Annotated in this window: 12 protein-coding genes and 1 pseudogene; 10 read left to right on the forward strand and 3 right to left on the reverse strand. The window is 45.8% G+C overall.

What is annotated here, in order from left to right; translation table 11 throughout:
• The first annotated feature begins 514 nt into the window (after positions 1-514).
• Positions 515-5,101 (forward strand): glutamate synthase large subunit, encoded by a 4,587-nt coding sequence (gene gltB, locus QUA53_RS24605; RefSeq protein WP_333100298.1) that lies wholly within the window; start codon positions 515-517, stop codon positions 5,099-5,101.
• A 109-nt stretch (positions 5,102-5,210) separates the two neighbouring features.
• Complete coding sequence (locus QUA53_RS24610) at positions 5,211-6,014, forward strand: serine protease (RefSeq protein WP_333100299.1); 804 nt, start codon at positions 5,211-5,213, stop codon at positions 6,012-6,014.
• 61 nt (positions 6,015-6,075) lie between these two features.
• Here QUA53_RS24610 and QUA53_RS24615 read toward each other — a convergent pair whose 3' ends face one another.
• Entirely contained in the window at positions 6,076-7,638 is a 1,563-nt protein-coding gene (locus QUA53_RS24615) for a tetratricopeptide repeat-containing serine protease family protein (RefSeq protein WP_333100300.1), read from the reverse strand.
• Between the two features lie 103 nt (positions 7,639-7,741).
• The gene (locus QUA53_RS24620; protein ID WP_333100301.1) at positions 7,742-8,410 is read right to left on the reverse strand and encodes a COP23 domain-containing protein; all 669 of its coding nucleotides are present in this window, start codon (positions 8,408-8,410) and stop codon (positions 7,742-7,744) included.
• 109 nt (positions 8,411-8,519) lie between these two features.
• Here QUA53_RS24620 and QUA53_RS24625 point away from each other — a divergent pair, with 109 nt between their 5' ends.
• The 8 genes from QUA53_RS24625 to QUA53_RS24660 all read left to right on the forward strand — a co-directional run bounded on the left by QUA53_RS24625 (position 8,520) and on the right by QUA53_RS24660 (position 12,044).
• Positions 8,520-9,584 carry a serine/threonine-protein kinase gene (locus tag QUA53_RS24625; RefSeq protein WP_333100302.1) on the forward strand — a complete coding sequence of 355 codons (1,065 nt, stop codon included), beginning with the start codon at positions 8,520-8,522 and terminating at the stop codon, positions 9,582-9,584.
• A 42-nt stretch (positions 9,585-9,626) separates the two neighbouring features.
• Entirely contained in the window at positions 9,627-9,797 is a 171-nt protein-coding gene (locus QUA53_RS24630; RefSeq protein ID WP_333100303.1) for a hypothetical protein, read from the forward strand.
• Positions 9,798-9,865: 68 nt separating this feature from the next.
• Positions 9,866-10,207, forward strand: coding sequence for a XisI protein (locus QUA53_RS24635; RefSeq protein WP_333100304.1), 342 nt, complete (start codon positions 9,866-9,868; stop codon positions 10,205-10,207).
• A gap of 93 nt (positions 10,208-10,300) precedes the next feature.
• Complete coding sequence (locus QUA53_RS24640) at positions 10,301-10,585, forward strand: hypothetical protein (protein ID WP_333100305.1); 285 nt, start codon at positions 10,301-10,303, stop codon at positions 10,583-10,585.
• The gene (locus QUA53_RS24645) at positions 10,575-10,709 is read left to right on the forward strand and encodes a hypothetical protein (protein WP_333100307.1); all 135 of its coding nucleotides are present in this window, start codon (positions 10,575-10,577) and stop codon (positions 10,707-10,709) included. Before QUA53_RS24640 ends, QUA53_RS24645 begins: the two co-directional genes overlap by 11 nt.
• Before the next feature lie 24 nt (positions 10,710-10,733).
• Positions 10,734-10,949, forward strand: coding sequence for a type II toxin-antitoxin system RelE/ParE family toxin (locus tag QUA53_RS24650; protein ID WP_333100309.1), 216 nt, complete (start codon positions 10,734-10,736; stop codon positions 10,947-10,949).
• A 63-nt stretch (positions 10,950-11,012) separates the two neighbouring features.
• Positions 11,013-11,180, forward strand: a complete 168-nt coding sequence (locus QUA53_RS24655; protein ID WP_333100311.1) for a hypothetical protein — start codon at positions 11,013-11,015, stop codon at positions 11,178-11,180.
• A 309-nt stretch (positions 11,181-11,489) separates the two neighbouring features.
• Entirely contained in the window at positions 11,490-12,044 is a 555-nt protein-coding gene (locus QUA53_RS24660) for a GNAT family N-acetyltransferase (protein WP_333100312.1), read from the forward strand.
• A gap of 225 nt (positions 12,045-12,269) precedes the next feature.
• Here QUA53_RS24660 and QUA53_RS24665 read toward each other — a convergent pair.
• Positions 12,270-12,638: pseudogene (locus tag QUA53_RS24665) on the reverse strand (photosystem II q(b) protein); the annotation flags it as partial.

Raw genomic sequence — 12,638 nt, forward strand, 5'->3', positions numbered from 1 at the left:
GATCGACTTTTTGCTATTTTTCAGAAATACTCATTGCTGTTGAGAAGGCAAAAAGCTGCTGGAGAATGTCACCCAGACGCTGAGGATACAGTCGCATTAACAATGCTATAAACTCATTTCTCAAGAACAGGCTTTCCGGCCTGTTCCACAGAGAGTAAATTTTGTGGGCTGGGCCGGAAAGCCCGCCCTTGAAAAGCTGATTAACAAGGGTGCAAGATGTGAGTTGGTATCGGAATTACTCATCTCTCTTCTCTTCTTCTGCGCTCTCTGCGGCCTCTGCGGTTTAATAATTCACATAATTGAAGAGTCTTGCAGCATAAATCTTTAACCTCCGGGTTCCATAGTTAAGTGATCGGCTTTAACTATTTTTTTACTCGGATCGAATAAGCTGGGATTTTTTGGTGCATCTACCCAATTGAGTAGATCCACATATAATACATGATACTAGAGCGATCGGCATCCCATCCTCTACTCTAGATCAACATCTTTTCGCCACTTTGACAGGAGCATCAAAATGAACAGCAACGGACTGCCACAAAAGCAAGGTCTGTACGATCCGCAGTTCGAGCACGACGCTTGCGGAGTCGGATTCATCGTACACATGAAGGGTAACAAATCCCACGAAATTGTCGAGCAGGCACTGACAATCCTCTTGAACCTCGACCACCGGGGCGCGTGCGGCTGCGAACCCAACACCGGAGACGGGGCGGGGATTTTGATGCAGGTACCCCACAAGTTTCTCAAGAAAGTAACGGCGGCCCTAAACATCGAACTTCCCGAAGCCGGCGAGTACGGTGTTGGCGCGATTTACTCGTCGCCAAATCAAACTGAACGGGAAAACGGCAAACGCATTTTTGAGGAAATCGCGGCAGAAGAAGGTCAGGAAGTGCTGGGCTGGCGCGATGTGCCCACGAACAACTCGTCCCTCGGCGACACCGCCAAATCTAGCGAACCCTTCATGCAGCAAGTGTTCCTCCGGCGGGCCGCAGGTATCGATGAGGCGGCTTTCGAGCGGAAACTCTACGTCATCCGCAAACGGGCTCACAATGCCATCCGCAGGACTAACACAGACCCCTACTGGTACAATTCCACTCTCTCGTGCCGGACGATCGTCTACAAGGGTATGTTAATGCCGGTGCAAGTCGGCGATTACTATCCCGAACTGCACGACCCCGACATGGAAAGCGCTCTAGCCCTGGTTCACTCGCGCTTCAGCACGAATACTTTTCCGAGCTGGGAACGATCGCACCCTTACCGCTACATCGCTCACAACGGCGAAATTAACACGATGCGCGGCAACATTAACTGGATGCACGCGCGGCAATCGCTGTTCGAGTCGGAACTATTCGGCGATGACTTAAAGAAAATCCCCAATTTAATCAATATCGAAGGCAGCGACTCGACGATTTTTGACAATGCTTTGGAATTGCTGAATTTGGCCGGGCGTTCTTTGCCGCATGCTGTAATGATGATGATTCCGGAACCTTGGACAGCCCACGAGTCCATGAGTGACGAGAAAAAAGCTTTCTACGAATACCATTCTTGCTTGATGGAACCTTGGGACGGCCCGGCTTCGATCGCATTTACTGATGGTACATCGATCGGGGCCGTACTCGATCGCAACGGTTTGCGCCCTTCCCGCTACTGCGTTACCAAAGACGACTTGGTAATTATGGCATCGGAAGCGGGAGTTTTGCCGATCGCCCCAGAACGAATTGTATCAAAAGGTCGCTTGCAACCGGGGCGGATGTTCCTGGTAAATACCGAGGAAGGCCGCATCGTCTCTGACCAGGAAATTAAGACCAAAATCGCCACCGAACACCCGTACCGCCAGTGGATCGACCAGCACATGGTCGAAATCGCCCAACTGAAAGATGCGCCGGCCGTAGCAGAATCTCATCCCGAAACATTATTGCAGCGGCAAATGGCCTTTGGCTACACCTTTGAAGAACTGCGGTTGCTGTTAGCGCCGATGGCAAAAGATGGTGTAGAAGCTGTCGGCGCGATGGGTGCGGATACGCCGCTGGCGGTGCTTTCCAATCGACCAAAACTGCTTTACGAATACTTCCAGCAGTTGTTTGCTCAAGTTACCAATCCGCCGATCGATTCTATCCGCGAAGAAATTGTAACTTCTGCCGAAACTACGATCGGCGCTGAACGCAATTTGCTCAAACCGGAACCGGAAAGCTGTCATTTGATCGAACTGAAAACGCCAATTCTCAGCAATGAAGAATTAGCTAAGCTCCAACACGTAAATGAGGGCAATTTCAAGTCCGTCACCGTGCCGATTTTGTTTGACCCCAAAAGCGGCGTAAAAGGTCTAGAACAAGCCTTAGAAGAGGTTTTTGCAGCAGCAGACAGCGCGATCGCCTCCGGGGTGAATATCCTCATTTTGAGCGATCGGGGCATCAGTCCAGACAAAGCCCCGATTCCGGCGCTGCTGGCAGTTGCGGGCCTGCACCACCACTTGATCCGCAAAGGTACGCGCACGCGGGCGGGACTCGTGCTCGAATCCGGCGAACCGAGGGAAGTGCATCACTTTGCGACACTTATTGGATATGGTTGCGGCGCGATTAATCCGTATTTGGCCTTTGAGACGATCGCCGATTCGATCCGCGAAGGATTGCTGCTAAATGTCGAGTACAAAACAGCTTGCAAAAACTACATCAAAGCCGCAACTAAAGGTGTGACGAAAGTTGCCTCGAAAATTGGGATTTCGACAATTCAAAGTTATCGCGGCGCGCAGATTTTTGAGGCGATCGGCTTAAACAAATCCGTAGTCGATAAATACTTTGCTTGGACAGCCTCGCGGATTGAAGGTGTAGACCTCGAAGTCATCGCCCAAGAAGCAATTTTACGCCATAATCACGCATTCCCCGATCGCCCCTCCAGCGGACATACTCTCGATGTTGGCGGCGAATATCAGTGGCGGAAAGAAGGGGAGGCGCATTTGTTTAGTCCGCAGACAATTCATGCGCTGCAAAAGTCGGTGCGCGAGGGCAGTTATACGCTTTTCAAACAGTATTCTGGGCTGGTTAATGAACAAAACCAGCAGCATTTTACCTTGCGCGGTTTGTTGCAATTCAAGCAGCGGGAATCGATACCCATTGAGGAAGTTGAACCGATCGAATCTATTCTCAAACGCTTTAAAACTGGGGCGATGAGTTATGGTTCGATTTCTAAAGAAGCCCACGAATCGCTAGCAGTAGCGATGAACCGCATTGGTGGCAAATCGAACACCGGTGAAGGCGGCGAAGATCCCGATCGCTACACTTGGACGAACGATCGCGGCGACTCGAAAAACAGCGCGATCAAACAAGTTGCTTCCGGGCGTTTCGGCGTTACCAGCTTGTACCTTTCCCAAGCGCGGGAACTGCAAATCAAGATGGCGCAAGGCGCGAAACCCGGTGAAGGCGGACAGTTGCCAGGTAAAAAAGTATACCCGTGGATTGCCAAGGTGCGGAACTCGACTCCGGGTGTGGGATTGATTTCGCCTCCTCCTCACCACGACATTTATTCGATCGAAGATTTGGCCGAATTGATTCACGACTTGAAAAATTCCAACCGGGAAGCGCGGATCAGCGTCAAACTGGTGTCGGAAGTTGGAGTCGGGACGATCGCGGCGGGTGTTGCTAAAGCCCACGCCGATGTCGTCTTGATTTCCGGCTACGACGGCGGAACGGGCGCTTCGCCGCAGACTTCGATCAAACACGCCGGTTTACCTTGGGAATTGGGATTGGCAGAAACTCACCAAACTTTGGTACTCAACAATCTCCGCAGCCGGATTGTCGTGGAAACTGACGGTCAAATGAAAACCGGCCGCGATGTAGCAATTGCTGCCTTACTTGGTGCTGAGGAATTCGGTTTTGCGACCGCGCCGCTGGTGACATTGGGCTGCATCATGATGCGCGTTTGCCACCAGAACACTTGCCCGGTGGGCGTAGCGACGCAAGACCCACTGCTGCGGAAAAACTTTACCGGCGACCCCGATCACACGGTAAACTTTATGACCTTCGTCGCGCAGGAAGTCCGGGAAATTATGGCGCAGTTGGGGTTCCGCACCCTGAATGAAATGGTGGGGCGGACTGATGTTTTGGAAGCGAAACAAGCTGTGGAACACTGGAAGGCTAAGGGTTTGGATTTCTCGAAAATCCTTTATCAGCCGGAAGTTGGGGCCGATGTCGGGCGCTATTGTCAGATGGCGCAGGATCACGGGTTGGAAAAGTCGATCGACATGACTGTGTTGTTGGATTTGTGCAAAGGTGCGATCGAAAATGGCGAAAAAGTACACGCCAAACTGCCGATTACCAATGTCAACCGCGTTGTCGGCACAATTCTCGGCAACGAAATCACCAAACGCCACTGGGAAGGTTTGCCGGATGACACGGTGCACCTGCACTTCCAAGGCAGCGCTGGGCAAAGCTTTGGCGCATTCGTGCCCAAGGGAGTCACCCTGGAGCTCGAAGGCGAAGCTAACGACTATTTGGGCAAGGGACTCAGCGGCGGCAAAATCATCTTGTATCCGTCGCAGGCTTCCACCTTTGTCGCGGAAGAAAACGTGATTGTCGGTAACGTAGTGCTTTACGGCGCGACATCCGGCGAGGTTTTCATCCGAGGGATGGCGGGCGAACGTTTTGCGGTGCGTAACTCCGGGGTGAATGCAGTAGTTGAGGGTGTGGGCGATCACGGTTGCGAGTACATGACAGGCGGCAAAGTTGTAGTTTTGGGCGAAACCGGGCGCAATTTTGCAGCGGGTATGAGTGGCGGTGTTGCTTACATTTTGGATGAGGCGGGGGATTTTGCTACTCGCTGCAATATGTCGATGGTGGATTTGGAAAAATTGGAGGATGTTGAGGAGATTAATGATTTGCGGCAGTTAATTCAGACTCACGTTGATTTGACTGGAAGTGCGAAGGCATCGAAGGTTCTGGCTGCGTGGGATGAGATGGTGCCGGTGTTTGTGAAGGTGATGCCGAGGGATTATAAGCGGGTGTTGCAGGCTATTGAAAGGGCGATCGCATCGGGTTTAAGCGGTGATGATGCGCTGACGGCTGCGTTTGAAGAAAACGCTCGCGATGTCGCTCGGATTGGCGGCAGCTAGTAAATCCAAGAAACCGGGTTTCTCCGATAATTTTGGCATTTTAACCAAGATTTTACGAAGAAACCCGGTTTCTTACTCCCCATTTTTGATACCCAATGCCAAAAAACTAATGTTTAGTTATCGCCTGCGAATCTTAACAATAACGCTACTGCTAACAGGTCTATTATGCAGTTTAACACAAGACACCCATGAGCATATTTCTGTAACACCGGCAGCGATTTCTGAAGATGTTAACCGGGAAGTTTCACAGATTGCAAGTCTTGTTACTGTCAGAATCTTATCAGATTCTGGGTCTGGTTCTGGGGTGATTATTGGGCGGAAATGGGAAAGTTATCGGGTTTTAACTAACAATCATGTGGTAGCTGGGAATCCGACTCAAAGTTATACTGTATTGACGGCGGATGGACAGAAACATATTGCTAAGCGGTTGTCTTCATCTCAGTTTAGCAGATTAGATTTAGCTTTGGTGGAATTTACGAGTTCGGTGTCTTATCGAGTGGTGGAGATAGGAAACTCCCATAAGTTAGCAGTGGGAGATGCCGTTTTTGGGGCGGGTTTTCCTAATTGGCATTGGATTAATGCTCAGGCGATCGAGAATACTCATAATTGGGGGTTAAAGGCGTTTCGGTTGACGGCGGGAAAGGTGGGAATGTTGCCGAAAAAGTCATTTTTGGAGGGATATCAGTTGGGCTATACTAATGATATTGCTGAGGGGATGAGTGGCGGGCCGGTGTTGGATAGTCGGGGGAGGTTGGTAGGGGTGAATGGACGGTTAAAATATCCTTTGGCGGGTATTGAGGTGTTTACGTTTGTGGATGGAAGTGTGCCTTCTGAGGGGGTTTTTAGGGAGATGGAGGCTTTGAGTTGGGGGATTCCGATTGAGAGGTTTAAAGAGTGGATAGGCTGGGTATAACACAGTGAAATCTAAGAAAATATTGGGGTAGTTAGTTTTCTATGCTCATCTCAATTAACAACTACCGTAACTCGTTAATTCTGTTAAGTGACTGTTGATACCAGTATTGGTTTCCTTTTTTTTGAAACAATTCAGCAGCTTTCTTAAAATCTTGAAGCGCTTCATATTTTCTATGGGAATAAGAAGAAAATATCGAGTCTTTGCGAAATACCAGGTCTTTTGGAAATAAATGTTCTCTGCGAATAAGACCACGATTGTAGTAGGGATCACCATAGTTAGGATCAAGCTGAATGGCTTTGTTATAATCGGCGAGTGCCTGCTGTTGTTCCCCTAATTGTGAGTAGATTACACCCCGGTTGTTGTAAGCAGAACTAAAGTTAGGATCAAGCTGAATGACTTTGTTAAGATAGGCAATCGCCTTCTGTTTTTTTCCTAATTGATAGTATTCTACTCCGCGATTGTAGTAAGCCAAAGTATCGTTAGGATTAATAAGAGTACAGGATTCACCATACCTCCAATTACAGTATTGTTTGGCATTTTCCTTAGAAAAGTAAATTGACCAATAATAAGAGGCGATATCTCCAAACTCGTCTCCTAGCTGATTATAAGCAACTCCTCGACCGACGTAGGCATAGGCGTAGTTAGGATTAATCTTGATCGCCTTGTTATAAGCCGCAATAGCTGCTTGGTAATCTCCTAATTGCTGATAGATATTTCCTTGTATGAAATAGGAAATATCTAATATTCCCCTCCCACCTAAAATAAGTATACTGATCCAAAATAATATAAATATCCAACCCAATTTTTCCATAATAATGTAATTTTTTTGATTGGCAATATCTTTATTGTAACAACCATAAAAGATTAAATAAAAACTTCCACCTATAACAAGGATGGGGATTAATAGAATTACTGCTAATAAGATTGGCCATAAAAATGTCGCCCCGCCACTTGTCCAGCTTCCATCGGGAATGGGAACTACATATGCTGCCAAAAACTTGTTGATAGGAATTCCTAAATTGCGTCCATTCTTACTACCTTCTTGTGGATCTTTGTAGCCGTGAATACCTATTACGCGACCCTCCTCATTTAGAACTGGGCCTCCACTCATTCCCTTTAGAGTAGAGCTATTGTATACCAACGCATATCCCTCAACAGATTTAGACAACTGAGTCCGAATAATTTTGCCACCCTGCACCTCAACATCCCGTTCTTGAATGACCTCGCTGAGTGCAGGTGCCCCAGCGACATAAACAGATTTTCCGATACTAACTAGATCTGAATCAGACCACTCCGCTAATTTATAGGTTTTACTACTCTGAAACTTTAAGACTGCTAAATCAACACCAGGAAGGGGAAATATCACCTCATCTGAGGCTGTGTATCGTTCTTTATCGGAGGTAATAATCAGACAATTTCCATTAGTGTTTTTAACAACATGGCTAGCAGTAAGAACCGAGTAAGTATTACTATCATGCTTGAAAATTACCCCCGATCCTGCATTACAACCATCAATTAAAACTGTAATTTCTGTTGCTAGTTCGCTAACTTGCTCTGAGGATAATCTTGAACAACCGCCAACTGCTAACCCTATAGCAACTACCGCTAAAAATCTACGTATCATTAACTTTTCTCCTCACATAAATCACAGCTAAAGACATAGAATTAATCTGAATTGGCCCGCATTGTTTTTGTGTGAGCAACAACTTACTCGCACCAGCTTTGAGTTAAAAACCGTTTTCCTTTCCCAAAGAGCTATTAACTAATGTTTCCAAAGGGATGAACTGAGGAATGGGGGCATTTTCTGCGACGGATTTGGTAGTAGCATTACCGCTAGCAAAATTAGTAATTGTTGCCAGTACCTCACTGGGGGCTTTCTTGTTTTCCTTATTAAGAGTAAAAAGCATATTTTTGCGATCACAGCTTTTTTGTCCTGCAGTCACCATACAGACAACTGTATAACCATTATCAACGTTTCCAGTCGTCAAATCCAACCTTGCTAACTTCCCACCATTTTTAGCCACTGCATCGGTCAATCTTTTGGACACAGTTTGACAGCGTTGTTCAGGTGTCCACTCATCGCCGAATTCAGTGCTATTCCAGGTTAGCAGAGGATTTTGGGAAACAGCATTTCCTCTTTGAGCAACTGTCGCCCAGCCATTGGGTTGCTGAATGCACTTGAAAATTGTAGTTATGGTAGGCTGAGAAGTTTTCGGGGCTGAATCTGTGAGACTGGGGGCTGTCGTTACTGGAGAAGTTGCGGGATTGTTGCTTGTCGTTACAGCAGGCTGGATTTCAGGATTAGAAACTGTTGTCGTAGAACAAGCGGCAGCCCCAAAGATCGTCAAAATAGCCGCCAAAATTTCCGTAATCAAGCGACTTGGTTTAGTAGTCATATCTCACCTTATAGATTTTAGTCAATTTTAAGGAATTTCTTTTCCCACCTGTTCAGAAAATTATACTATTTTTTACAGGGATGTGTAATAATTGTCGAAAAATTGTAACATGACAATGATTATAGGGCAAACGATTGGTGGACACTACCACATCAAGGAGTCATTAAGTCAAGGTGGATTTGGGGAGACTTACGTCGCCGAGGATATACACTTACCCGGCAATCCCCAGTTTGTTGTCAAGAAACTCAAGCCGCAATCTACTGACCCCTTTGTGCTGCAAACCGCGAGACGGCTATTTGAAAAAGAGTCGCAAGTGCTGCATAGATTAGGTAAGTGTGATCGCATTCCCCAACTATTCGCTCACTTTGAGGAAGACCAAGAATTCTATCTCGTTCAAGAGTTGATTGTCGGACACGATTTGAGCGACGAACTTGTCTTAAGCAATCAACCCGGAGTGAGGGGAACTCAACTCACTGAAAATGAAGTAATGCAACTTTTGCAGGATATTTTGGAAGCCCTGGCAGTAGTTCACCAGCAGGGAGTGATCCACCGGGATATCAAACCATCAAATTTAATGCGGCGCGACTCAGATGGTAAGATTATATTGATTGACTTTGGCGCTGTTAAGGAAATTAGCACTCAACTCAAAAATACCCAAGCGCAACCGAATATCACAGTTCCCATTGGTACTGAAGGATATATGCCAAACGAACAAATGAATGGCTACCCCCGGTTATCTAGTGATATTTATGCAGTGGGAATGGTGGGTATCCAAGCTCTCACAGGAGTATCGCCAGATCGGTTTCCGAAAAATCCCGACACGCTAGAAGTTATTTGGAGGGAACAAGCATTAGTTAGCCCAAAATTAGCTAATTTTCTAGATAGCATGATCCGATATCGCCATAGCGATCGCTATCAGTCAGCCGATGAAGCATTGCAAGTTATTAAATCTTTAGTATCGGGGTCTATAGCACCTACAATTGTTTCACCCGCTCCTTGGTGGCCTTCGCTGAAATTATCAAATTTTCAACCTAAGTTAAAGTTAATAATTGGTTTAATTAGCTTGGGGATTGGGGTTATTAGTGCTGTCGCTGTCTCTCACAATATTCATAAGATTCAACCAAAATCTGGTTCAACTTCAACACCTGCTCCTTCTAAAGAAGGTGTGTGGTAAAAATAGTTAATGATCGGTTTTCCTTGACAAAGTGTATAATTTATGAATCCTAGAAGAATTGACTGGCATTTAACCATCTCTGCGATCGGACTCTTACTCGCCTTTGTGGTGGCGATTCCTACACTTTATAGTTTTGAGAAACGTAGGTTTTTTTGGCAAGCTGATTTACCTAATCAAGAAATCACGAAGAATTCAGATGCGATCGAGTTTTAGTAACGCGATCGCCGAAAATCCCAGAAACCGGGTTTCTTACTCCCCACGCGAGTAGAGGCAATTGTGCAATGGATAAACTAATCGAGTATCCGAAACTAATCAAGCGTATTTTGACCGAGTATGTAGAATTCTACCGCCATCCTCAACCAGACATCGAGACATTCTTGATTACCGACGAACAAAACGGTCATTACATCTGGATGAACCTGGGCTGGCAAAAGGGCGATCGTATTACCGGTATCACTGTTTACGTTCGGATTCGCGATGGTAAATTCTGGATCGAGGAAGACTGGACAGAAGATGGGATTGCAACGGATTTGGTGCGTGCAGGAGTTCCCAAGGAAGATATTGTATTGGCATTTCACGAGCCTGGAATGCGACAGTACACAGATTTTGCAGTAGTTTCCTAGTAATTTATCAAACTTTAAATTGCTGTTGACCCACTCGTTTGATATAATGTTGTTACTAGATTGTAGAATAGCAATCAAAAAAAAGGGATAATTATGACCGTCGAACAAGCCATTTTGGAAAATGTAAAGGTCTTATCGCCCGACCAACAACAAGAAGTCTTAGCTTTCATCAAATTCTTGCAGTCCGATAAATGGGAAGATATCTATAAAGGACGCTTCAAAGAACTGCAACAAAAAATTCGTCAAAACACTGATATCGATCCAGATGATGACCCCATCGAAACAGTCCTCGAAGGGCTTCAGCAAGGCTTTCATGAAGCAATTACCGGACAAACTTTCCCTTTGTCTCAACTGTGGGACGGAATCGATGACAACTGATCCACAATCGATCCAAATTGAAGTCACCCCCCGATTTCAACGAGACCTGCGAACTTTAGCCAAACGCTATCGCAACATTCGCAACGACATTCAGCCTGTAATCGAACAACTTCAAGCGGGGTAACTTCCGGGCGCTCGCATTCCGGGAATGGAGTACGAAATTTTCAAAGTCAGAATTAAGAACAGCGACATTCAAAAAGGCAAAAGCGCCGGCTACCGTGCTATTTATTACCTCAAAACTAGCGATTCGATCGTTTTGGTGACTATCTATTCTAAATCAGACCTATCAGACATCGCCGCTGAAACAGTTCGAGAAATTCTAGCCCAATATGAGCAACAATTTCCCGAATCCGAAGAATTATGAATCAAGAATTTTTGAACTCGATCGAGTCCAAGTATCTACTTGAAAAACTAATATACGGCTAAGTTGAATTTCACCCACCTTGAGGGGCTAGAAACAGGTTATAGCGTTGAGTTATTCGATTTGTTGGGCAACACTGTAGCAGTTGCGAGGCTACCTGGAAGTTATTTGCGATCGCCCACAAGTGCAGACATACCTACAGTCATGATATTGTCCGAAGGCGATCGCCCCTAAAATATTTACAAAACTAAATCTGGTATGCGATCTATATCTAGCTTTTAAAATAGATAAACCTGAGCGTTAAAATCGCAAATGTATGACAGCAAAAATACACCTCAGCAACTTGGGTAATTCCTTGGCTTTGCCAATACCGGACTATGGCGATCGCATCGGGTTTGAGCGGTGAGGATGCGCTGACGGCTACATTTGAAGAAAATGCTCGCGATGTGGCCTACAGTGGTGGCAGTTAGGGAGGTGCGGTAGAATTCTACTCATGTAGCAAGGGGCTTACAGCCCCTTGTCCTAGTTCCTACACACTATGCAATGGAATATCTAATTTTTAGAGAAGCCGATCGAGAGGACATACAGGCGATCGTCAATATTCACAATTCTCATGCGCGCAGTCAAAATACGTCGATCGAGCGCGGCTTTTTGCTAACAAAAATTACTGAAGATGAGATTGTCAAAAGCTTAAATAATTCAGGCAGATATTTTGTTGCAGCTACAACCGATGGGAAAATTCTGGGATTTGTGGCTATATCACAACCCAAAATATCTGATGAAATCTTGGAGAAAATTATCTGGAAAAATGAGGCTTTTAAGAAAAGAGTCACAAGCGATAGGCATTTTTATCTCGAAAGAGTAGCAACAAAGTTAGATTGGATGGGTAAAGGTGTTGCTCAATTTATGTATAAAGAAATTTATCAAGTTTTTCCCAATTCATTTATTTCGCTGTTTATTGTTACCCAGCCAATAGCTAATACTCGTTCCCTAATATTTCACCAAAAACAGGGATTTGAACAAATAGGAACTTTGCAAGTTGACCTATTTCTAGATTTAGAAAATTATGAATGTATTGTGATGTTTAAAGAAACTTGAATTTATCATGAGTGAGTCTCCCAGCAGATAGCCGACCTCAATCCAGCCTAACAGGAATTACCAGAAGCGAGGGAACTGTTATCTCCGCGAATTGCCATCTCAAATAAGCTCGCTCTAACTCCCTTGGCGGCTGCGATACTTCCCATCCTCGCAGTAAAAATATTTTGCCCAAACAAAAAGCGCCCCTATTACTAGGAGCGCTTTTTGTTAATCGATAGCTAAAACTTAGCCATTGATAGAAGGAGCAACCAAAGCTACTGGAGTGACTTCACTAGCAGCCAAGTCGAGCGGGAAGTTGTGAGCGTTGCGCTCGTGCATTACTTCCATACCCAAGTTAGCGCGGTTGATCACATCAGCCCAAGTATTGATGACACGACCTTGAGAGTCGATAATCGATTGGTTGAAGTTGAAACCGTTCAAGTTGAAAGCCATCGTGGAGATACCCAAAGCGGTAAACCAGATGCCGACTACTGGCCATGCACCTAACAAGAAGTGCAAGGAACGGCTGTTGTTGAAGGAAGCGTATTGGAAAATCAAACGACCGAAGTAGCCGTGGGCTGCAACGATGTTGTAGGTTTCTTCTTCTTGACCGAA

The sequence above is a fragment of the Microcoleus sp. Pol12B3 genome (genome assembly GCF_036701355.1).
Taxonomy (GTDB): Bacteria; Cyanobacteriota; Cyanobacteriia; order Cyanobacteriales; family Microcoleaceae; genus Microcoleus.